The sequence below is a fragment of the Bacillus sp. CZDM1 genome, assembly GCF_055502545.1.
Genome location: NZ_JBUESO010000002.1, coordinates 591,270 through 616,421 on the forward strand (window position 1 = coordinate 591,270; position 25,152 = coordinate 616,421).

Annotated in this window: 10 protein-coding genes; 2 read left to right on the forward strand and 8 right to left on the reverse strand. The window is 39.4% G+C overall.

What is annotated here, in order from left to right; genetic code table 11:
* Nucleotides 1-70 precede the first annotated feature (70 nt).
* Entirely contained in the window at nt 71-7,441 is a 7,371-nt protein-coding gene (locus ACY3XC_RS07375) for a neuraminidase-like domain-containing protein (RefSeq protein ID WP_464867981.1), read from the reverse strand.
* A 339-nt stretch (nt 7,442-7,780) separates the two neighbouring features.
* Here ACY3XC_RS07375 and ACY3XC_RS07380 point away from each other — a divergent pair, with 339 nt between their 5' ends.
* Nucleotides 7,781-15,673 (forward strand): SpvB/TcaC N-terminal domain-containing protein, encoded by a 7,893-nt coding sequence (locus tag ACY3XC_RS07380; RefSeq protein ID WP_464867982.1) that lies wholly within the window; start codon nt 7,781-7,783, stop codon nt 15,671-15,673.
* 319 nt (nt 15,674-15,992) lie between these two features.
* On the opposite strand, the gene ACY3XC_RS07385 is transcribed toward ACY3XC_RS07380, so the two are convergent.
* The 5 genes from ACY3XC_RS07385 to ACY3XC_RS07405 all read right to left on the reverse strand — a co-directional run bounded on the left by ACY3XC_RS07385 (nt 15,993) and on the right by ACY3XC_RS07405 (nt 18,183).
* A complete protein-coding gene (locus ACY3XC_RS07385) occupies nt 15,993-16,211 on the reverse strand; it encodes a hypothetical protein (protein ID WP_464867983.1) in 219 nt (72 codons plus the stop codon).
* 98 nt (nt 16,212-16,309) lie between these two features.
* Nucleotides 16,310-16,903, reverse strand: coding sequence for a hypothetical protein (locus ACY3XC_RS07390; protein WP_464867984.1), 594 nt, complete (start codon nt 16,901-16,903; stop codon nt 16,310-16,312).
* Nucleotides 16,887-17,150, reverse strand: a complete 264-nt coding sequence (locus tag ACY3XC_RS07395; protein ID WP_464867985.1) for a hypothetical protein — start codon at nt 17,148-17,150, stop codon at nt 16,887-16,889. Before ACY3XC_RS07395 ends, ACY3XC_RS07390 begins: the two co-directional genes overlap by 17 nt.
* 109 nt (nt 17,151-17,259) lie before the next feature.
* Nucleotides 17,260-17,592 (reverse strand): CopG family antitoxin, encoded by a 333-nt coding sequence (locus tag ACY3XC_RS07400; RefSeq protein ID WP_464867986.1) that lies wholly within the window; start codon nt 17,590-17,592, stop codon nt 17,260-17,262.
* Nucleotides 17,593-17,874: 282 nt separating this feature from the next.
* The gene (locus ACY3XC_RS07405) at nt 17,875-18,183 is read right to left on the reverse strand and encodes a hypothetical protein (protein ID WP_464867987.1); all 309 of its coding nucleotides are present in this window, start codon (nt 18,181-18,183) and stop codon (nt 17,875-17,877) included.
* A 180-nt stretch (nt 18,184-18,363) separates the two neighbouring features.
* On the opposite strand from ACY3XC_RS07405, the gene ACY3XC_RS07410 reads away from it, so the two are divergent.
* Nucleotides 18,364-19,407 carry a hypothetical protein gene (locus ACY3XC_RS07410; RefSeq protein WP_464867988.1) on the forward strand — a complete coding sequence of 348 codons (1,044 nt, stop codon included), beginning with the start codon at nt 18,364-18,366 and terminating at the stop codon, nt 19,405-19,407.
* Between the two features lie 645 nt (nt 19,408-20,052).
* Here ACY3XC_RS07410 and ACY3XC_RS07415 read toward each other — a convergent pair.
* Complete coding sequence (locus tag ACY3XC_RS07415; RefSeq protein WP_464868054.1) at nt 20,053-20,418, reverse strand: MBL fold metallo-hydrolase; 366 nt, start codon at nt 20,416-20,418, stop codon at nt 20,053-20,055.
* Between the two features lie 56 nt (nt 20,419-20,474).
* The gene (locus tag ACY3XC_RS07420) at nt 20,475-25,022 is read right to left on the reverse strand and encodes an NACHT domain-containing protein (RefSeq protein WP_464867989.1); all 4,548 of its coding nucleotides are present in this window, start codon (nt 25,020-25,022) and stop codon (nt 20,475-20,477) included.
* Nucleotides 25,023-25,152 lie beyond the last annotated feature (130 nt).

Genomic DNA, 25,152 nt, shown 5'->3' on the forward strand with positions numbered 1-25,152 from the left:
TTAAAGACTCAACTCATCGCCTCTGGTCCCGCTAAACAATCCCTTTGCTCTGTTCAAATGACGAACTGCGTTAAGATTTTCCAGAACCGTGGAATTCATTCCCCGAACTACTAACTATGTTTAGGGCAATCCCTTCTTGCGTAGTATCATTGGCAGAGAAATTGCCTTTAATTCTATCAGCCTTACGGTGAATGGACACTGTTCCACTTGAGATTTCTAGCAGATCAGTATGGGAACCAGCGTTTTCAGAATCCATTTCAACAGGTTTCATTACACCTCCAAATCCAGGCTTTATTTCCATTGTTTCAAAATGAAGTCTCCCATTATGTGTAATTAGTGACCCGTCAAAGCTTAATACTGTAACAGGGTTAATCAACCAATCTTCCTGGAAACCAAACTCGTAGCGAGACAATAGGTCCAGATTAGCCTGGAGAGAATTCTCGTCTAGTGAAGTCTCATTGATTGGAAACGGTACCCTTGGGATGACAGGGAGACTTCTAAGTTGTTTGATATGTGGCGGACAATCATGAAACTCTTCACAATCATCCGGTGGATCTGGTGGATCCGGTGGTATATAAACATCCTCCCATTTTTCAATCGTGGTTTCTATCAGGTTAGGCTGAACGAAAAAGGTGTGCTGATTATCCTGCAAAAAGAAAGGATAAACCAACCCTGCTGCCTCTTTTGTTAAAATAGTAGATGGGGTATTGCACAGTAAAAGCTTATAGTAACCGTCAATATTAACGATAGGCTTTGTTACGATTTTAGAAACAGGTGCTTTGCCATCTTCCTTCCTGATATGTTCCGTGTATGTTACATATAGACTATTTGACCCTTGATAAGCGTTGTAGTATGGGTTAAGCGGTGTATCGGCATTGTATACTTTCTCAAGTGGGTTCTCTCTTTCAACCATTTCTGGGACGCTATTCTTGGATACAATTCGGAAAGATTTGTCAATGGCACCGCCAAGATGGATTTTGACCGCACGTTCTTCTCCTGTACCCGGATCATATTCTTTAGTCGCGTGAATAAATACATCTGCACTATTAAATCTATTGCCATTACCAATCACTGGGCCAACATTACCGAATCCGCTTGCTTTTGGAATGGACCACTTTCCTTGATTTAACTCACTCCATTGAAGCTGGTAATCGACAACCATACCTGGAAACAGCTGGTTCAATGGTCTTTCTGCCAAATAGCTAATCTTAGTGGTATCAGAAGGATTCGGATTTTGAGACTTTTCAAGGAACGTTACCCAGAATAGGTGCAGCCTTTCCCGCCATACAATGGCTGTAACGTGTTTACCCTGGATGTCCAGCCCGACTGGCTCCCAAGGTGTCCACATTTGCTGGGCATACCTGCGGTAGAAATACTTGCCAGGATCATTATAAGTACGAGCGATCACATGAAGAATATTCGAAGCAGGATTATTCGGTTTTTCTTCGAGATAAGTCGTTACAACTTCGAGATTTGCGATTTCTTCCATTTTTTTTAAATAATTAAAGAATGAATCCTCGACTAAATCACTGGAAATATTCCCCTGGAGGAGTTCTCCTTCCAATTCTTTAAACGGAGCCGTTTTATCATCCCGAAACTCTGGTTCTAACCAGTTTTCCGGAAACAGGAAGATTTTACGGTTTGACTCCCAATTACGGTATTGTTTCATCCATTGCCAATGCTTTGAATTAATGGCTGAGGGATGCACGTTTTTTTCAAGATTGAGCAGGCAACGTTGAATAAACAGCTGCACAGACGAGATGGCCAACCGCAAACGGGAAGTCTGAACAACCGGTTCCATCCCAGGGTCAATCAAAAACCATTCATATAATTTTTCTTGACTTTCAAAGTTGTCCCTATGTGTGATGAAGGACGTTAAGGCATCTCTCTTCCTTTTTCGTATCTGGTCAAAAATCGGCTGTGCAATCCGCAGCCAATCTTCGGGTTTAAAACGGGCCTTAACTGTATTCCTTAAGTTGTGAACAATGCCTGCGTCCGGGTCTGGAGTGGCCCAGCGAATAATATCTTCGACAGGGACCCCAAGCTTATCAATCAATTGTAGTGATTCCCACAACCGACTAATTCCTTTCTCCGATACAAATGGATTAACTTCAATCTGGATTTCCCCGTTTACAAGGTCTGAGTGTCTTGCGATCATATTAAAATGAATGGCCAGTTCATGTACTTTCGATGTTTCCCGCCGCATCAATTTAGCCAGTTGCCCGCATAAAAAGAAAAGTAAATCCGCCTTCGCCTGTTCCACGTTCACATCGGCTGGATAAGTGCGTCTTGACTGTTCGAAAATTGAAATAAGATCTTCCGTTCCTCCTGCCAGATTCTGTTTTAACTGAGCATAATCTGCAAGTCTTAGGAATTGATTAAATAGCACGTGACCCCTGCCTTGGGAATCAGCATTAGGCTGAGTTGGCAGCCTACTTAAATTAATATGATCGAAATCCATTGCATGGTTAACAAAATGACGAAGTTCCCGCTCACTTAGACCTAACCCTTGAATGAAGTGATAGCTTTTTGAAAGCAAGATGCGCCCAAGTTTAACTCGTTCAACGGCACTCGCTGTGTAGAGTATCAGTCTATCAATACCGCCTTTTGTAAGTTCCGGGCCCTTTACATATAATTCCGCCTCACCGCTCGTAAGGTTGGATACATCAAGCGTAAATTCATACGGCAGGTCTGCTTTTAAATCAACTAAACCACTGAGTTCTGTCGCCTCATCACTCTCGGACACACCTTTTAAAATCGGGTTTTGAAGATGATTAAACCGGAGTTCAGCCCGGGTATACCGCTTGCCCAGACGCATATAGAAACTGTACTCCCCGGCTGCAGGAACTTCAAGATAGCCCTTAAAGACAAGCCGTACACTATTATTCGGTCTACCTTCCGTGGTGACGGTTGAAAGGGTAGAGTGTTGAATTAATGCTTGCTCATTATCATAATATTTCACATCCACTCCTTTTTCCCCCAGCTTCGCAAAGGCATCAATCAGTGCCCCTCCGTCCTTGTCACTAAGCAGACTTGCATCTGACAGCAAGGATTGGATGAGTTTGGGATTCTCATCATATATAGCGGTAAAGCTTTGAACAAGAAATTGGCGCATAAGTTTTTGCTGAAGAAAGGGAATGAATGCTTCTGCCAATTTGGTACGCTTTTGTCGAATCCTTTCTTGCTTTTCCGTATATGTCCCCGAATAAGAATCAGCAGTGAAAATTAGCTTAATGTCCTCATCCTGTAAGAAATTACATGTTTCAAAGAAATCACGAACCTTTCTTTGCACTTTATCCAATAAATCCATAAGTATCTGTGAAGGATACGACTTTGTAAGCCTTTTCTTTTCGTCTTCAAGCAGCACCCCATGATAGGTGAGGTATTGAATCTCTTTCAACTCATCGTATACGACTCTGATATTTGGTTCATTCATGAATTGGTTAGGATTAAGTTTCTGATCAGATGAAACTTGTGTTTTTTCGACTTTATACTCGATTGAGCCTGTCCACATTCCTAAGAATTGATCGACCACATCAATTGGCACCACAAGAGACAATTCATGACGCAGCATATTATCAAATGCAGCAGAGTCTGCAGGGATAGAATGTTCCGCTATTATGCGGCGCAGTTCTCTACCCAGTTTCCTTACCATATCCAAAGTATCTACAGGATTCATTCGGTACTTTCCAACCGGGTCGAAGCGGTGGCGTAACAAGTAGTCCAGATCTTCTAGTGAAAATCCACTCGCTTTTACTTTTTTGGCAATTTCAATAAATTGCAGACTGTGTATGAAAGGGAAATCTTCATCAAGTTTCTCCACCGGACCCTCTTTTAGTGAGTGGAAGGGATTTCGACCTGAGAGATTTTTCAATGTTATTAATTCATTTACAGACATCTTTAACCCCTTGGCCAGCATCCCATAACGGTACAGTAACGAGACGTGTTCTAAATTTAGCTCAACCGTATTAAAATCTTTACTGTTATCCTTTAGGATATTAAAAAGATCGACGGCAGTCAGATTAAGTGCCCCTTGAATTGCAAGTGCATGATTCTTTAAGTAAACATTTGGTTTCGAGAGATAATTGCCCATCGGGTCGTCAAAGATGGGATTATATTTAAGGTCGGTTTTTTTGAGGAAAAGCTCGGAATAAAGTGACTGCTTTCCTTTAGTTGACAGTAATGACCAAAGAGTGAGCAGCTTCTCACGACTTTTTTCTCCAATATCAACTTGTTCATCCAAGGCTTTCAAATGTGAAAAGTACAGCAATACTGTTTTCATCGCCTCTCCAAGGTTTGCCAATCTGAGTGGCGAAGGCGGCATGTTTGGTATAAAGACCTGGAGTGAACGATCAATTTCCCCTATCGTCCAACCTAATTTTTTCGACAAACGGACAAATAAATTCATCTTGAGAAAGACCATAGCAAAATCAACGGGACTATCTGATCCATCAATGTACTGGAGCTTTGTTTCATTAAAGCTGCAGCTTCCAGAATCAGATAAAATTAAAATCCTGCTAAATTCATTTGGCCATGCTGTATCAAGCCATAGCTTGGCATCAAATCCAAATGTCTTACTAAGTTCATTGAGACGGTTTTCAAATGCTGTTTTTTCTTGAGGGGTAAAAGGACGGCCGCCAGACACTCCTTTATAGCTTAAAATGTCATTAACTTCCACACCTATTTTTTGAAGGATCACAAGCGAGTGAAGGTTAGGATTGATAAATCCAGTATGGATCATCTCCACTAATTCTTTATAGCTAATCCCCAGTCGTTTTGAGAGCATTTTTGCATACTTAAGTTCAGAAAGTGCTTCAGATTCCGTCGCTAAACCGTACAACCTGTACCAATTGGCATGGAAATCTGGATTGGTGAATATCGAATATTCCTGCTGTGTAAACCCAAGGTACTCTGCAAATATAGCATCCTGGTAATAATGCTTAGGATGAGCCTCTGGAGGATTGGGAGCGAATAGCTCTAACTCATCTTGCCCATTGGCCATCCGGAGTACCGATAACACTTCCCATAAGGGAATACCGAAATATTCAGTAAATCGGCGAACTGTTTCTGCCCACAAGTTAAACGGAAGTATCAATGGGTAACAGGCATCCTTGATCAGATCATATGCTGTAGTTTGTATATTCTGAGGCTCAGCCAGCAGTTCCGATGTTTCTGCTGTGCCCGTATCGTAAAAACTGCTTTCTTTTAGATGACCATCAACAACGAAAAACTCGAGAATTTCATTCACGATGTCAATATATGGCATGACGGTATTTGTGTTTTCACAAGTTAAGGGTAGGTGTCTCAAGTCAGGACGGCGAGTTTTAAGTTCATCGAAAGCTTTTTTATACTTTGCTGTGTATTCTTCACCATTGTGTCGTACCTTCCAGTCTTTCAGGAATGCCTCCCATACCAATTTGTCCATGTCAAGGAACCGCAATAAATCAACAAAATAGGCTGCTGGACTTAACACCGAGCGACAGTGTTCACACTCGCAAAAATCCAGCTCCCCAAACAGCGACTCCATTGTCGGGTAATCTTTTAGCATATTCTTGAGCTTGTCTTTTGCTTCTTCTCGCTTTGCTTGCGTTCCGGAAACTCCATAAACAGCAGCAGTATGATCCATTTGTTTCGCGGTGGTGAAGATACTATATGTGACAGCATTTACCTGCTGTGCTTTTTCGTAGACTAGTTCGGCTTCCCTTCGATTTGCAAAACGGCTGCCAAAATGGTAAAGAAAATCAGACTTGGAGAATGCCACAATGTCACTGGCAGATGTAAACCCCAGTTCAATGATTACTTTCAGTGCATAATCCGACGGTGTAATTTGATACAGCCGATGGAGATACTTGACATTTTCGACTGTACTATTTCGATTATTTGGATCGATGTCCTGAAATACGGCAGCTTCATTCTTTTTGGTAAAGGCATCAACAGAGGTTTCTCCCAATTTAAAACCCAGCTTTTCGGCATTTCTTAGGAAGGTATTGACAGATGCTTTTATCTCATCATGGTTATCTCCCAATCGCAAAATGTCTGTTTCAACCATTCTCGCAATTACCCTTGTAGGGTAGCTTAACCGAACTCTCCGGGAAAGATCTTCTGCATAGGCTTCTAGTCGATCCGCCATTTTTTCCCCCGTGTATGCTGAAGGGATTAATTTTTCTAGTTCGTACTCATTATTGCCTGCCAAACTATTTATCAGGTTTACCCAGGTACCCTTTCGATAAAGATCTTTGTTAACTAACTCCACCAGCTTTTCAGGAGTACCAATTTCTTGTTGCAAGGAACTGGCAAGTTTGGCGTTATTGAGGGTTAGAAAGGCAAGTTTGCCCAATACGCGCAGTGAAGCGATTTTAGGTTTTAGAATATCTACCTCCTCTAACCTTTCCCATAACTTAGATTCGTCCCGGCGATAAGCAAAATAGACTGACTCAAACGCGTCCTTTTCCTCAGAATTTAGCCCTGAAACCTCTAACAATTCGCTAAGTGTTGAAAGCGTCCCATCGGCCTTGGATACTCGAAAAACGTTTCGGGCATACGATTCAAATGCCCACTTTACATCATTCATTTGTTTTTGGGAAAAATGAACAATACCGCTTTTGGCTGCCTTGGATAACGCCTCTCCTACTGTTCCACTATTCTTAAAAGCGAGCTTGAGCGGATCTGTCGGCATTCCGACCCGATAAAGGGCATAAAGAGCATCCTCAGGCATACCAGTTTCTTTACTGTTCCTGATGGCTTTCGCAGCTAATGCAATCAAGCGGGCATCCCAGCCGGTTGTATGATGCAGATAACCCAGATCTTTTCGTTCATAATTTTCACAAACTTCTGCCAGCAACTCCAGTCCGCCTATTTCCTCTGTTATATCTGCGGTAAGGCGTTCAAATTCTGTTTTAAGCGGCTGCACCTTTTCTGCAGGTGCAACTAAGTTCATGATCTCCAATTTTTCTGAGTTGAACTTAGTATCTGATAAGGCAATTTCTTTTTCGTCCCTATTGACAGCCCATATTTCAAGATTAGCTGGCTCTTTCTTTAAATTGTACGTAAAAGTGTAATAGCCTTGCTTATCAGTATGTCCATTAGCGATGAGGGTTTTTTTGTCGCCAAAGCCTTGATTATAAAGGCGTAAAGGTACATTTTGAGCAGGCAGTCCGTAATCGAAATACAACCTCCCTTCTAAAATCGGAGGATGATCTGCCCCTGCCATAGCAAGAGCGCTCTCGAGCGCTGCATTCGTCTCTTGGTCAAAAGTTCCAGTAGGGGATAATCGGGATTTCCTTTGGAGAATCTGGACAGCGTCCCTTGTTCCAACACCAAATGTCTGCGTTTCCAGCTCATTTTGCGGAATCGAGAACCCGATTTTCACGAGTTTATTTTGGATTTTCCCTACCTGATCTCCGCGCATGTTAAAGGTTATGTGTAAAAATTGGTCGGACATTTTTTGACCCTCCTTTGTTATATAAAAAATCAAACCTTCAAAAAATAGGAAATTACATAAAAGTTATTACTTCCGATTCGTGCTTCCCATGCTTTGGGATACCTACTTAACTTGCTCCCATCATCTCGAGAATAATATTTCCATAATCAAATTGTTTATTAGATAAAATTTTTTCAACTTCAAAATCTCAATGGTTGAGTGTATAAAAATAATCTGCTGATAAATCATATGAAGGGTTTAAGAAAGAGGATAAAGCAGAAGAATGGAGACAGCTCAATCACTCTTAACTACATGAGTTTTTTAATAAGGTTAAAAAAATTTTAGATTGGGAGATGGTGAATGGTGCAAACAAATGATAGTTTCAAAACTGGAAACCAATCCTCAAATGAGATGAATAAAACAAACCATCCGCCAAGTATTTCTTTGCCCAAAGGCGGTGGTGCCATCCGCGGCATCGGTGAGAAATTTGCAGCGAATCCAGTAACAGGTACAGGCACATTGACCGTGCCAATTCCCACGAGTCCTGGCCGGTCTGGCTTTGGTCCACAGCTTTCCCTTACATATGATTCTGGTGCAGGTAATGGGCCGTTTGGTTTTGGGTGGAATCTATCACTGCCGTCCATTACGCGTAAGACAGAAAAAGGGCTGCCAAAATATCAGGATAGCGAGGATTCGGACATATTCATCTTGATGGGTGCTGAAGATTTAGTCCCCCTCCTCAAGAAGGATAAGCAGGGCAAGTGGTTACCCATGGAAGTCCCTCCACGCACAGTGAATGGTATCAGCTACTCCATTCGATCCTATCTACCGAGAGTTGAAGGCCTGTTTTCCACAATTGAACGGTGGACAAATGTGACCAAACCAGAAGATATCTTTTGGCGCACCATCTCAAAAGACAACATCACAACCTGGTACGGTAAAAGCGAAAATTCACGCATCGCTGATCCTGAAAATCCTGAACACATTTTCAGTTGGCTCATTAGTGAATGCCACGATGACAAAGGGAACATCATTGCATATCATTACAAATCAGAGGATGCAAATAATGTTGACCTTTCGCTTCCTCACCAGCAAAACCGAGGCGGCAGGAACGATAAACGGCGTACCGCGAATCGTTATATTAAACGAATCCTCTATGGCAATCACAAACCCTTTCTCCCAAAACTTAAGGCAGACAAACCTTGGCCAGCTCTACCTAATATAAATAACTGGTACTTCGAAGTAGTGTTTGATTACGGTGAACACAATGAGAAAAACCCTACTCCACAAGAAACTGACCAATGGCTGTCACGCCAAGACGCTTTTTCGTCTTATCGCTCTGGGTTTGAAGTTCGTACAAATCGCTTATGCCGACAAGTGTTGATGTTCCATCACATACCAGATCATCACTGCTCAGACAGCCAAAAGGGTTACGATGGTCTTGTTCGTTCAACCAATTTTACCTATGAATACAAGAATAACGATCTAGATTACAGTACACCCATCTATTCCAAGCTAATTAAAGTGACCCAATGCAGTTCTCAACTTACAGATAGTGGATATCTTTTTAGACCATACCCCCCTGTCGAGTTTTCTTACAGCGAAGCCAAAATCCAGACTGAACTGCGCGAACTGCTGGACGAAGATAGTTTAGCCAATCTGCCAATTGGTATTGATGGATCACTTTATCAGTGGGTAGACCTTGATGGTGAAGGGCTATCGGGTGTGTTGACTGAACAAGGTGATAAATGGTTATACAAACGGAACCTTAGCCCAATTAACGTAATTGTCAGTGATAAGGATAAACACATTGAAGCGAAATTTGCACCGGTGGAAATTGTCTCGACCATACCTGGGATGTCGATTACCAAACAGGCGCAGTTCCTTGATTTAGCTGGCGATGGCCGTCCTGACGTAGTCCAATTTAAAGGTTCTGTCCCAGGGTTTTACGAACGAACTATGGACGAAAAGTGGGAGTCGTTCGTGCCCTTCTCCTCAATGCCAAATGTGGACTGGGATGACCCAAATCTGAAGTTTATTGACCTTGATGGGGATGGCCGATCCGACATCCTGATTAGTGAGGATAATGCCTTTGTCTGGTATCAATCTCTTGGTGAAACCGGCTTTGATGCTGGCCAACGGACGAGCAGGTCTTGGGATGAAGAAAAGGGCCCCCACTTTATTTTTGCTAATAAGAAGCAGGCCATCTTTCTTTCCGACATGTCAGGTGATGGCTTGAACGATATTGTTCGAATTCGCCATTCTGAGGTCTGTTATTGGCCGAATCTTGGTTATGGACGGTTTGGAGCAAAAATTACAATGGATAACCCACCATGTTTTGACCTTGAAGAAAAATGCGATGCTACCGTACCACCGCTTGACTATGTTGATGAATTTGATCCCAGCCGCATTAGGCTGGCAGATATCGATGGTACAGGTACTACGGATATTTTATACCTTCATCGAAATGGTGTACGTGTGTATTTTAACCAATCTGGAAATAGCTGGAGTCATGGTACACCCATAAACAATTTCCCTGCACTTTCTAATTTCGTTCATGTTCAGGTATTGGATCTTTTGGGAAACGGAACGGCATGCTTGGTATGGTCGTCACCCCTGCCTAGTGATTCCCATTGTCCGGTACGTTATCTTGACTTAATGGGTGGTCAGAAACCCCATCTGTTGATAAAGGTGCGCAACAATTTAGGTGCTGAAACGACTATTGGTTATGCCCCGTCAACGAAATTCTATCTTCAGGACAAATTGGAGGGAAAACCCTGGATTACCAAGCTGCCCTTCCCGGTTCACTGTGTAGAGAAGGTGACGGTGCATGACAAATGGCGTAAAACCACCTTCTCTACCTCCTACAGTTATCACCATGGTTACTATGATGGGCAGGAGCGGGAATTTCGAGGTTTTGGCCGTGTAGAACAGATTGATGTGGAAGACTATGGCTTGTTTGCTAAAGACTATAAGAGCAGTCCCTACATTACGGATGATCAAACGTTGTTTCAGCCGCCTGTCAAAACCGTAAAATGGTATCACACAGGTGTGTTGGATTTTGAACGACCACTTGGACTATATAAGAATGAGTATTTTCCAAACTGGTTTGCTGCTGAGAAACCAGGTAAGCAAGTACTGGGGACGTTTCAGGAGAAAGATTTAACTGAATTTGACCTGCATGCCTTGGATCTCCCTTCAGATGAGTGGCGCGAAGCGTTGCGGTCATTCAAAGGCTTAATCTTAAGACAAGAGGTTTATGAGCTTGATGTGGACAATCTGGCAAGGAACATCCACAAGCCAGTCAAACTGTTTTCTGCTTCCAATCGCAGTTTCCATATTCAATGCCAACAGCCGAAAGCTGTCAATCCGCATGCAGTCTTTCTCGTCACAGAGAGTGAAGCCATTATTTATCACTATGAGCTAGAGCTGGTTCCGGAACAACTAACGCCTGACCCACGAATCGTTCAAAAGCTCAACTTAAAAATTGACGAGTATGGAAACATTCAACAATCTGTCACGGTGGTCTATCCTCGTATCAGAAAATTTGTAGATAGCACATTAAATAGCGGTACTGTGGAGTTGATTCAGAAGTTGCAGTCCGAGATACATGTTTCATATACAGAGACCCACTATACGAACGACGTTCCAATATCGGAAAACAAAGATTTAGACAACTATCGCCTGCGCCTGCCCTGTGAGGTACTAAATTATGAATTAACTGGGAATCTGATGGATGAAAAGAAAACTCCGAATGACGAGAATACTCATCAAATCAGGTACTTCACGCAGGACAAGTTGCGATCTTATAAACTGAGCGACGTATATCAGAAATGCGGCTTCCCGGTTGATGAAATTCCCTATCACCAGCAGCCAACTGGTCTCACTCCGCAAAAGCGAATTGTCGAACATGTACGAACGCTGTTCTTTAGTGAATCCTTGGATCAACCGATGGCACTTGGTCAAGTAAATGCGTTAGCATTACCTTATGAAACCTATAAGCTGGCACTAACCGATGACATTCTTGAAATGGTATTTAAAGATAAGATTAATCAAGAAATTAAAGAAGCATTAAATGACAGGAATAAAAGCGGGTACTTGACTGGAGCGGACCTTGCTATTTTTGGTACAGATAAGACTAGAGAGTATTGGATCCGTTCGGGTGTAGCGGGTTTTAAACCAGATGCCCCTCTTCACTTCTTTTTACCTGTGCTCTATACTGACCCTTTTGGCAATGAAACTACACTCGATTATGATTGTCCCGGTTATCTTTATCTAAAATCCAGCACAGATGCACTGGGTAACCGTACGGAGGTGACCAAGTATGACTTTCGCATCCTGGCCCCTTGCGTCATGAAAGATTCGAACGATAATATTTCGCAGGTGCGCTTTGATATTTTGGGCATGCCAGCTGCCATGGCCCTAATGGGTAAAGGCACTGAGGCCGACAACCTAAGTGCTTTTGATGATAAACTGCTGAACCCGAATCTAGAAACTCTGGAGAATTTCTTTGTCAATAATGACTATAACGCAAATAATGCCAAGAATCTTCTCGGAGGAGCCAGTACACGGCACCTCTATTACTTCGGGGAACAAATTATAAATGGCCAGACAGTCTGGGGACAGCATCCAGCCTGCGCTTGCGGCATTAAGAGAGAGCGTCATGTTATTGAAGAACCCAATAGCCCGGTACAATGCGGTTTTGAGTATTCGGATGGAATGGGAACCGTGATCGTAACCAAGGTCCAAGCAGAGCCAGACCAAGCCGACAGTCCATTAAGGTGGGTCGCAAGCGGGAAAGTTATTCTGAACAACAAAGGTAAAGTGGTCAAACAGTATGAGCCATATTTCAGCTCGCCATCAGTGGGACACCGTTTCGAAGAACCGATTGAAGTTGGAGTGACCACGGTCATTTATTATGACGCAGCCGACCGAGTGATACGCACGGAAATGCCGGATGGCTCTTACAGCCGCATAGAGTTTTCATCGTGGCGTTCAACACATTACGACGCAAACGATACGATAAAGGAGGCGGGAAATGTCTGGTATATGCGAAAGAATATGCCGGATTCGCCGGAGGAAGACAAACGTGCTGCACGTTTAGCTGCTGAACATGTGGACACTCCTTCCGTGATTGTACTAGATACCCTTGGCCGCGAAGTCCTTAATATTGCTCATAACAGAATGGGGACCTTAGATCAAAAATATGTAACGTTTACTAGGCTTGATGCTGAGGGAAAACCGCTGTGGGTTCAAGATTCGCGAGGGAATCGTGTGATGCAATATATTATGCCTCCGCTACCCGATGGCACTCAGCCATTCAATGATTCGAATAACCTTAATCCCCAGGGGGTTGTACCTTGTTACGACATTGCTGGCAACCTGCTCTATCAACACAGTATGGATGCCGGAGACCGCTGGATATTAACCGATGCCGCAGGCAAGCCTATGTTCAAATGGGATAGCAGATCGTTTTTAACAGGGATGACCTATGATAAATTACACCGTCCAACAGGTTCATTTGTAACTGGCGCTGACCAGGTCAATCCTAAACGTAAGATTCAATTTGAAAAAATGGTATATGGTGAAGGCCAGGTTGACGATAAGCAACATAACTTACGCGGTAAACTGTTTGAGCATTTCGATTCTGCAGGTGTGGTAACTAACGAAGTCTACGACTTCAAAGGAAATCTATTACGGACAAAACGACAATTGTTAGCCGATTACAAGGTAATCCCCGATTGGGCTCAGGGTTCCACAATTCCTGGGCTCGAATTGGAATTATTTGTTTCTAAAACAAGCTATGACGCGTTGAACAGACCTATTCAAATCATTGCACCGTATAGTTTAACAGCTAATCCAAAGCACATCAACATTACCCAGCCTACTTACAATTTGAGTGGTTTTCTGAAAGGTGTGGCAGTGTGGCTTAACCAAAACACCGAGCCGTTAACACTACTTGATGTCAGCAGTGCAAGCCAACACCCTGTAAAGAACTTAAAATATAACGCCAAAGGACAACGTATAGAGGTGCAATATGGAAATGGATCAGAAACTCGATACGAATACGAGAAGGAAACCTTTCGACTAAAACAGTTAAAGACCAAGCGTATGATTGATGGTGTGCTTTTGCAAAACCTTACCTATACCTATGATCCAGTAGGAAACATCACCCAGATTCAGGATTCCGCTCAAGACAACGTGTTTCACAGCAACAAATGTGTAAAACCTGGGGCTAAGTATCGCTATGACGCATTGTATCGATTGAACGCTGCCAGTGGGCGAGAACACAAAGGAAAAGGCCAACCGTATAATGGGGACGATTATTCTCACTATGTGACAACACTGCCAAATGAAGGCCAAGCCTTACAGAACTATGTAGAGTATTATCGCTACGACGAGGTTGGTAACATATTGGAATTGAAACATCACGAGGGTTATGAACTTGAAAATCCCGGCCAAGTCATTTGGAGCCGTCGTTACCAATATGCACTGACAAGCAACCGCTTGCTAGCCACCAACCTACCCGGTGATCCTGCAAATCTACCTGACTATATCTCTAACCCTGGGTACAGCGAAAAATACACATACGATCAGAACGGGAACATAACGTCTATGTCACATTTGCCGAAGATGGACTGGGACTTTCAGGATCAGTTAAGTACTATAACAAGGATGTCTGTTAATGATTCTACTCCCCCAGTCCAAGTGCCTGTGACCACCTACTATATTTACGATTCTTCTGGACAGCGCGTCCGTAAAATAACTGAAACGCAAACAGGTGCTATCTGTAAGCAGCGTATTTATCTCGGCGGGTTTGAGGTATATCGGGAATATAGCAATGGCGTAGTTATCCTGGAGCGTGAGACCTTACATGTCATGGATGACAAGCAGCGGTTGGCATTGATTGAGACCCAAACAATAAAAAACAAATTAACCATCACCAGTCCTATGCCACTCGTTCGCTACCAGCTTGGCAACCACCTTGATTCGGTCAGTCTCGAACTGGATGAAAGCGCTGCGGTGATAACCTATGAGGAATACACACCGTATGGCAGCACTGCTTATTGTGCTGGCCGAAGCGGCGCAGAGGTTAGCATGAAGCGATACCGCTATACGGGCAAGGAACGCGATGATGAAACGGGATTTAGCTATCATGGAGCACGGTATTATATGCCTTGGCTTGGGAGGTGGATCAGCTATGATCCTTTAATCTTCCATGAAATCAGACATTCTTATTCCTTTGTGGTCAATAATCCTATTAAATTTTTTGACCCAAGTGGTGCAGACGAAAAGCAGCCTCCTGCAATCGGTGGGCATACTATGCCGCCGAATAGAGGTGATTTGGGTACCCTGATTCATAATGTAGTGCTGCATACACTCCAACTGCGCCTAGCAGTACTTGGAGTAACGAGTCTTATTGAGCGGGAAACAGAACCGGATGGATCCAAGAATTTGAATTCTGAAAAACCTGGCAGGGTTGACCTTGCACTACTTTTACCGGATGTTCAAAAGCCAAACCAGGTAAGGGCCCAGCTATATGAGTTGAAGCCTCGTGTTCCGGAAAAGTATGAAGATTATCGTTCAGAAGTTGAGCACTACACAGAATATTTTCCAAAAAAGGTCGATGGGAAATCTGTTTCGGACGTAAAGGCTGGCACAGCACTAAACGTAGCAGAGAAAGGAATCCCACAACTATTCGATCCGATTCAAATAAGCAATAGTTCGATAGAAGTTACTATTAACATTGGCTTGGCGCACGATAATAATAACCATCCTATTCCTGGACTGATCGTCTATGACGTTGGTGTCCGGCAAAAACGACCAGGGGAAGATAACAGTGTTGAACGTGTCAAAGAAATGCTAAAAACAAACATTAATCAAACTGCAGATGCCCAGGCTCACGGGATGGCCAGGATGAGTATCGCTGCCGGAGGCAGTATCAACACGCTAAACGCGTTATCACAGGTGTTGGTTTTAGGCGGGGGAATTATACTCGCCGGTTCTGGTACTGGTGGGGCTAGTGCTACGGGGGTGACAGCCGGTACTTCTACTGGTACTGCTGCAACAGGTACTGGGGGAACGGGTTCAGCATCGACAGGTGTTGTTTCCACCGGAGTTCGTGTCGCTTCACGTGTACGAATTGCCGAGGGAGTTGGCGAAGCCACTAGGATTCGAGTTGCAACGGAAATCCAAGAGGAAATCGTACAAGAGTCAACAGAAGTCCTTAAACGCATGGTAATTCAACGATAATAATGACCTGGTACAGGCTTTGGGATAGATAAGATTGTATAGGATATCTCATCTATCCCTAAAATTGTTTAGAATACTTTTTCAATTAACAAGTTAATTAATTTTTAAGTAACCAATTGTACGGACCACCAACTCAACAATTGGCCTTGAGTGTTATCAAGAATTCATTTAAAAACCAATTTCCACTCTTATTTTATATATCGAAAAAGTGCACTGTCACTAGTTGAAATTTCTCACATTCGACAAGTGACAGTGCACTTTATTTTATAACTCTTCGTATCGTAATTGTGCTTTTTCCCCAGTTATAGCTATATAAACACTAAACTTTACTATAATCCATGAACTCGATGATAGTCTTGCTTCTTAGCACCAGTTTATCAATCGTCACCTTCAATTTCTCAACAAAATAACCATTATCCAAGCCTGGAGTAAGTTCGAGTAAACTTACTTTATGATCAGGGAAGTCTTCGCTTCTTGACGTTCCATAACGGTTGGGATAGATGGCCCATACTTCTTGAACAGGGCTCATCTCACTCACGAATGGGTGGCTGCCATTCCCAAATAAATAATGAGAATGGAGATTATCCCCGTAACTGACCAACTGCCTCATAACTTCATTGGGTTGGTTTTTTACAATTAAATGCTCGTTCCAAATGGAATTTCTTGGGCGGTATTTAAAATCAAAAATGATGGTCCCAATGAATAGTTCATCCTTATAGACATCAAGACGACCATCCGGGCAGTTATGTGTTCCTCTTGGTACAACGGTTCCTTCGTGCTGGTAAGCCTGCTTTGTGATGGAAGGTGTGCTTCATACACCAAATGTATTCTTACATCCTCTTTTCTAAATACCACTTTCGTATTGGAATGAAGTGTCGGTACCAACATGCTCTTTCCGTCTATAGTCTGACTATACAACCACCCTTGTTCAGGAACAAACCTTAATCCTTCCCCAGCAAGAGTTTTAATGAACTGAAGATATCCCCATATTTCATAGAGCTTGTCCGTCCGTTTCCACTGATAGCTATAAGATTGATGAATTTGTAATAGGAATTGCTCATTTTTGAGTTCCCGATACAGCTGGTAAAGGGCACGATATCTAGGATCACTATTCATAACAGGTGGAATGGTTGAAGATTGGTAGGTTCCAATACGATCAAACCACGGAGCAGTTTTAATCCACTGAATCGCTCCTCTCATCTTTCCAGCTACCTCACCAAGTTTTGTCATAGACTAGCCCCAGCTCATGTGTGACACGATCAAATTCATTCATTAACAGTTCTTCTGTATGGAAAAGCGGTTTCTTGTCTGATTCAACCTGTTTTGTTGGTGCTGCTTCAATGGTGGCAGCTACTTGATCTTCCGCTGCTAATAAACCAGCAAACGTCATTTCATCAGACCCAGATGTATGGGCCTCTACCGCTTCTAATTCTTTGGCAGCCAATTCTTTTTCATGCTCTGTTCTTTCTTTCAGCAACAGGATATCTAATTATTAACTATAGAGACATACAAAAGGTAATAGAAATCCACCCAAAAAATAAAATTTGGGTGGGAAATGTTATTTCACTGATTATTTTAATTCTTCTTTAAAGTACCTTTTCTCTTTTTTCCTCTTCATACACTCTTTCCACTAAAAATTGTTTGAGAAGTGTTTGATAGGGTATATTCTTAATTTTGGCCATCTTTTGCAGTCGTTCAAGTAAGTCAACTTCTATCCTAATATTAATTGGTTTTGTCGATGAATCTCTTGGAGGAGGAAAGTCTTCATCATCTTCATCAATGTAGGTTTCATCTAAAAGTTCCTCACTCATAGCGTGGGTATTCCAAAATTCAACTTTTTGTGCTTCGCTCTTAAATTCTGGTATTTGGCTAAAATCAGTAATGATGATTCTTCCAAGTTCATCCCAATCAAACCGCAAGATTAAGCTCCCCCTTTCTATATGTATATACCTAGGTATATACATTGTAAATACTTAATCATGATAAGTGCAATTTTTCTTTATGTAAGCTAATAATATTCTTTAGTTTTTTCAATTAAGTATTTTTATTAAAACCCATTAGACTGGCTATTATGAAATAGAAATAATGATATTTCAGTTATTAACAGTTGTTATAATTTTAATTCCATATTCCTTAAAAATTTCTTCTAGCCCAAATTGCTGCTAGTATTTATCCTCCCTGGTTCCTAAGCTGTCCGCAACCTACTCAACTGGCTCGTATTCATATTGTCTTAATAGATCTCTAACCGTCTGTACCTCTTCATCCGTAAAAAGTTCTCTATATTTCGGATTCAATATTAGTGATTCAACTGTAAGGTCTAATCTCCCTAATTCCCACAGTGTCGTAAAGCCATCTGTTGGCTGATTTCGATGAATAAATCCTTTCGCTACTGTAAGACCGTCCTGACTCACCACCATTTGCAGAAATCGATTGGCATTATATCCACATTCCCTTTTTGCATTTTGATAGATTGCAATCATTTCCTTATGAAATTCTTTTTTTAGATCCACCTTGCTCCCTCCTTTTTCTTTCATTTATATATTTCTACTAAATGCTATACTTTTCCTTTCTCACATATGAAATATATAGGTATTCCTTCCTTTATGATAGTGGATTATTAGAGGACAAATTCCCCAAAGCTGTTCTAAAATATGGTAAATTAAAGAGAGAAAAATCAGGGAGTTGTTGGGATGAAGATTGAAATCGGGGAATCGTTGATGCTGTCCTGGCTGAAACATATAAAGAAATGCCAAACCGCTCAACTTAATTGGAAAGCTTCCACCCATTCGTGGGAACTACATAATGAAGATAAGATTAAAAAAATAATGAATGCCACCAAAAAGTATTTCATGGAAAAACATAATCTGAATATCTATAACAATACCACTTCGCATTTGCAACTGTTACAGCAAGGAGAAATTGATGTACTTGGGTTGGAGATTAATGCAGGCAGCATTGCCAATATCTATGGTGTAGATATTGCCTTTCATGAATCCGTTCTTAACTACGGAAGCAGTATCCAGACGATGGAAAGGATTATTAAAAAAATGATCCGCATGGCATTTCTTATACACGGTTATTTTAACCTAACAAAAGGAACCATTATTTTTGCTTCTCCTAAAATACATAAAGCAATTTATGAGCCACTCAATAGCTCCATTGATTTATTAAATAAAATTTTTAAGGTTTTTGATCTGGACTTTACCTTCATCTTGTATGCAAATCAAGACTTTCGAAACGATATTTTTGAGCCCGTTGTAAATCTATCAAAATTAGTTGCGGACACATCTGAACTATTCTTAAGAAGCAGCCAAATATACAATCTGTTTTCCGATTCAACGGGAGAGAATAAATTAAATACTGCTGAGAAAAGGCAACAGAAGACGAGTCCTATAACCGCAACAAAACAACATGAAAAAGAAACATCCCATCTTAAAATTGGAGAATTGGTCCGAATTGAGTTTGATAGACTAATAAGAAATAATTTATTATCTGATGATTTGATTAATCATTTGTTAGATGAAAGATATTCCAAATTAACCTTTGATGTAAACTATCCAATTCTAAAAAAAATAAATGCTGATCAATCCCCATTTGAACAAAGAATGGTTAATGGCTATAGTCGATACTGGAGCCGTATTTATAAAATCAAAGGTGAGAGATACTTAATCTGTAATGATTGGTATGATAGAAACAGGACGAAATTTATTAATTGGGCAGATCAATTAAAATAGGATCATAAAAAGAGTCTATAAAGAATATTTATAGGCTCTTTAAACTGACAAATTATATGGTCTTAATTAGATTTTTTTCTTCAATCCTTTAATCTATCTGTTTTCGACTAACACTAAATTTTTAATGTTTAAAAAGATATATAGCCACATCTGCAAATTGGAAGGTACAAAAAATTTAATGTATCCAAAATTGCCGCTACAGTTGAAATCTATGAAGATAACAATCCTTTTTTTGTAAAAAGAATTGTCTTTATAGGTGAACTGCAGCAATTGGACTTAATAACAGCTATGCAAAAGAAGAAGTTTATTTAGGTATAGTTATCAAAAATTGATGTTAGCTGCAAAACATATTATTTAGTCTAGGGTATACAAGAAAAATCTCTTGTAGGTGAAGATGGTTTAAGCACCAAGAAGGAAAATGCCTATGATCTTACTAACAAAGGGATAATTTAAAAGTTATTAATGAATCCCAATTTATGAGTTTGGTTGGTTAATTATGAGTGAAAAGTAAGGTACATCCCCTGTGGAATGTACCCTATATTTCCACCAAAGCGGACATTAGAAGGCTACAACTTTGATTCTTTATTCTTCAAATCTCGACATATACCGGTTTGTGACAGGCACAAAATCTTAATAAATCCTCTCCTAGTGCAACTTCTCAATCATATTTTTTGTTCTTTCGACCAAATCAGCATTTTTTTCTGTTAATCCACCTAATAATACAATATGTGAGTACTCAGCAAGCTTTGGCAGGATTTGGCTAAAGACTTTACCTGCTTCCTCAGGTGTAGTGTGAAGGTCAAGGATATTGGTAATTTCTTCTGATTCATTATCAGGTCTTGCGGCCGCAACCTCATGATTCACTAAGTCAGCACCTTTAGCAAATTGAATTAGATTTTCATTATAACGGGTGTCACCTGAGATCACGACTGAATGTTCTTTGTAATTAACCCGATAACCGTAGGTCTGGTAACACTGACTAATACAAGAACCTTTTTTATTGGTGGTTATCCTGCTGGTACTTGTGGCTCACTTTTGCATTAGTGGCAGTCATGGCAATATACAGTTTAGTTAACCTGTTCTGAAAAGAGCTGAGTTTTTAATTCACCAGCTTCAAACCATACTAACCAACTTTTATCATTTTGACTTAAAAGCTTTGGGTATTTCTCTCGCGATTTTGAAGTCGCTTGTCTTAGAATTCTAACAATCCAAAAGATCTGGTAGTTAGAATTGTTTAATTGTGCAATTAGTTTTTTTCGATTAACACATAAATATGATTGTGAATCATACCACTTCTCTCCAGCTTCAAAAAATACTGCTTCAAGATGTTTATCCTCATTAAAGTACCTATACCCATCACCATCACATACGCCTAGTAATTGCCTTATTATTCTAGAGGGGAGTTTATAGTAAACATCTCCATATTCTGGGTAATGTGCAGTACATTCTTCAACAGCCTTAACAATTGTATATTCTTTAAAATCTCCATTATTTATAGTTACATTATGAATTGTATTGTTACACTCATTTTTCCAATTCATCCAGCATATTTCCTTTGGAGTTATATAGCATTGAGTCTCACTAGATGAATGTAGATCCTCAGGGTTATCAAAATTATACAGTAATGACTCTTTTCCATTTATTAAGTCTGTTCTTAAATATTTGAAATGTTCATTTTTTATTAATGCTGAAGAAATCCACATAAGTGACTCTCCGCCTAAAGTATTAGATATTGAATTGAAACTATATAATGATACCCAATCCTTCTTTTGGGATTGAACATTTTCATGTTCGAAATCTCTAATATCAATCCACTTTTCAAAATTAGGAGTAGGAGCTTTTATAATCCAATCTTTTATAGCTTCCATTCCAATATTTTCATTTATTAAAGGCGATAATTCGTCAGGGATAAACCAAGAGTTTTTATTCATAATACTGTTGGGGTTTTCTTGAAATAATTCTTGAGCAGGATTTGGAAAATCATCAAGCAAACCATAATCATCCAGAAATGTTGGTGCACTATCAAAATCAGTAAATGGCAATCTATCTGATAGATAGCCTAAAATTTCATTTCGTGCGCACCAAGTATATTTCTCGCAGAAAGTCATTATGCTACTTTTAGAACCATGGGTTGCGGGAAAGTGTTGTCGCATAATTGCAATATCAACACCAATTCTCTCTCCTGGCTTATCTCCATTTGGAAAGCCATAAAAGTCCTCTTGTTTCCACCCCTGTAAAAGTATATAAGCGTATGCTGCTGCAAGAACAAATTGATTGGCTTCCAATGATTCAATTTTCAAAATTTCTGCGTTTTCTAATAAAAAATTGTCACAATCTTTATTGTATTTGTAATTTGTAAATTTTGAACTTGTATCAATTTCGTTACCTTTTCGATTTTTCACAAGGAAATCAAAAGAACTTCTTCTTTTTTTATGTTCAAGTTGAATTTCTTTTAATTTTGAACTACATTCTTCACTAAGGTAAAGCTCATTATTAGTTAGTATCTCTTCAATTTCTTCCTGGGAAAAATGCGTTATATAATTGACCTCTTCAGTGGTTATTTCCCTATCTCGATTACTAAAAAACATCCTATCAATTGGATCACAAAGTACATATCTAGCTAAATCATAATCAATTGGCCCAAACCCACCCATTCGAGTACCTGAGGTAGCCTCCCGATTAAGAGGAATAGTTCCAAAGGTATGATAAGGAGGACGACATTTTACTACATCTTCATCTTTTATTTCTCCAAATGAATATGAGCGTTCAACGATTGCTCTGCTATAATAGCGAATTGCACAATTATAGTTTAAAATTATTTTTTCTGGAGTAAAAATATTCATCAAAATCCAGTCACTGAACAATTTAATACATGGATGTCCTTTTTCAAGCATAAATACAGTACCCATTGCTATGGAAAATAAATCTTCTTTCATTTGAGGATCGTTTGTGTTTTGTGTAAGCTCGAATAGTTTATAAAATTCATAAGGTTGCATAACAGCCCACTTCATTAGTTCTCTTCTATAAGCTACCCTATCAATGTTATTAACAGTAGTAAACATCCAAGCATAAACTAATGGGATACCCATATGTTTATCTTCGTAATTTAATTCATATCTTTCATCATTTAGATCAATATTTGAATAACTTACCCAAGGATAATCTCCTTTAATTCGTAAATAACTAGGAACAGACCATAAAATATCACGTGTTCCAGCTGTTTCAAATTCCATAAGATACTCATGTAACAACTTAGCCCCAAATGGATGATTTTCAATTCTTGATACAGGAAGTACAATATTATTTACAATTCTTCTCAATGAATCAGAATTATTATGCATCATCTTTGTTACAACATCTTTATATTTCGAAGCAGCTTTAGGTGATACATTTGATAATGCAAAACAAATTAAATCAAATAATTCAATATTATTTAGGTATTCTCTAAAACTTTTATTTTCACTTATCAAATACCCATAGTCTTCCAAAAGTTGAATAGAGACCATTTGAAGAGCACCCTCATGAGATGCTAATGTTTCATTTAGTATTATCTTTGATGGATCATGTATTTGTTGAGTAATTAACAAAGCAATTAAGTAATCGAAAAAAGGCTGAACTCCAATCGAATAATATGTTTGCGGAGTCTCCAAAATAGAGTTTGGATTTATTGTGTAACTATGTAATATTCCATAATCTTCACTAAAGTCTATTAATTTTCTTCGATAATCATGCGAAGCAGTAATAAGCCCTGAAACATCTTTCAAACAATCAATTAAATCGTTTCTGAACACATTTTTTTTAATAAGAAATTCTTTAGCTATAGCCAATAAGGACTTCTGTACAATAAGCTCATTTTCGCCATAACCAGTTTTAAACTTGGAGTTAAATTCCTTTTCAATAATACGAAATTTATGAGATAAAAGATTAGTAATAGCAACTGAAGATTTCTCCACACTAGATATTCTCTTATTCTTATAATTCTCACAAAAAATACGTAAGGCTAGTGGGGTTTTTAAACTCCATTTAACCCATGGAACCCCTCCAATATTAACGTGATAATAATCAACATACTCTTGAAATATTTCATTTACCGGAACATCACCGTCGGAGAGTAATCTTAATGTATTACTTAATAGGGTATCATCGTAAGCTAATTCTCTAAATACGTAAGGTCTACTAGTTATACAAAACTTCAACCTCGGATATTTTGAAGATATTGCTTCAATCTCTCGAAGGCGGTCATACCAAAGATCATAAGGCATAGATTCATCCACCCCATCGATACATATTAATATCTTAGGGATGATTCTAACAACTTCATCCTTTGTAGATATATTATTAATATCTACTCGAAACGATAATGCTTCTAAAGCTTGCCATAATTCAGTTTCGTTCCATACTGAAGCTAAACCCAAAGTTTTTTTTATGATATCAATCCAATTATTATTTGGATTAATATCTTTAGCACGTATTAATATTGGAATATGTGATTTTCCATTTATTAGAGTCTCCACCAAGTATGCTATACCATGGGTTTTTCCAGAACCTGGATCACCCAATATTAGATATTTATTATTATTTAATTGGAACTGAATATCCGAAATAAAAGTATAGATTTGATTTTCCTGTAGTAATTCGGCTGTTTTCCTTATCCCATTTATGTGGAAGTAATTGCCGGATATCACTTCATTTTTCTTTAACAACTGTAAAAGTCTATCCAGATCAATTTGCCAATTATCTTCGTTAATCGTATCAATAACCTGATCATTTCTTACAGATTCTATTGCAATTGTTATTTCACTCAACAAATTTCTCACTAGATTTTGAGAATTTTGAATTTCATAAATTAAGTCGGTTTGTGTTGAATGTACCTGAACAAATTGTAAATATTCATCACAAGCAATCAAGAATTTTTCGCACAGTTTCGATATGATATTAAGTTTACTTAAACAGCTATTTCGATCATCAACTGTTCCTAAAAATTTTAATAGGTTCTTTTGTATTTGACCTTGGTTATGGAGAAAAGGAAAATACCTCTGGGATAGCCACCCACTTTTTTGTTTTGCAAAAGAGTAATCAAAAAGCTCCTTAGAAATTTCGGATTTTTCAAACCAATATCTAAATATCCCTGCAGCATCAATATCTTGCAATTTAGTTAAAAGTTTGGTTTCACTCCAAAGCTCAATTTCCAACCCATCATATTCTTCTTCAAAATTATTCTTTATTTTTTGCCAACGCTTAAATTCAGTATCTTCTATAATTTTTTTTCCTTTACCCATCCTTTCTCCCGCTAAATCACGAGGGATACACACAATATATTTTTTTATCAATGGTCTTACCTGAAGCGCCGTTTTTATCGAGTTACTTATTTGAGCAAATTGTCCTGAGGAAATGCTATTCAAAAACCACTTAGCTTGCATTCCAACAACTGAATTATCTTTTTTAACAGCATATGCTTCAACCCCGCCATCTCCTCCAGAACCATTTACAGTAGTAACTAATTTTAAAGAGTCAGTAAATGTTTTTTTACACCACAATTCAAACAATTGATTACACATAGATTCAAATGCTTGTGTCGGTGCCTCATTATATGTTTGAAAATGTTGCCAATTCATTTATTCATTCCTTTCTCTTGTTTAATATCATATTTCCACATTTCATAATTACAGAATATAATTAATAAATTGGTGTTCCATCTACTGTACCCTTCAATGGGTTTACTCGAGGTACATTTAACTTTACATA

Excerpts from the sequence above, each read along its gene's own strand:
- ACY3XC_RS07375 (WP_464867981.1), bottom strand. The coding sequence starts at position 7,441 with ATGTCCGACCAATTTTTACACATAACCTTTAACATGCGCGGAGATCAG.
- ACY3XC_RS07380 (WP_464867982.1), top strand. The coding sequence starts at position 7,781 with ATGGTGCAAACAAATGATAGTTTCAAAACTGGAAACCAATCCTCAAAT.
- ACY3XC_RS07390 (WP_464867984.1), bottom strand. The coding sequence starts at position 16,903 with ATGACAAAACTTGGTGAGGTAGCTGGAAAGATGAGAGGAGCGATTCAG.
- ACY3XC_RS07410 (WP_464867988.1), top strand. The coding sequence starts at position 18,364 with ATGAAGATTGAAATCGGGGAATCGTTGATGCTGTCCTGGCTGAAACAT.
- ACY3XC_RS07420 (WP_464867989.1), bottom strand. The coding sequence starts at position 25,022 with ATGAATTGGCAACATTTTCAAACATATAATGAGGCACCGACACAAGCA.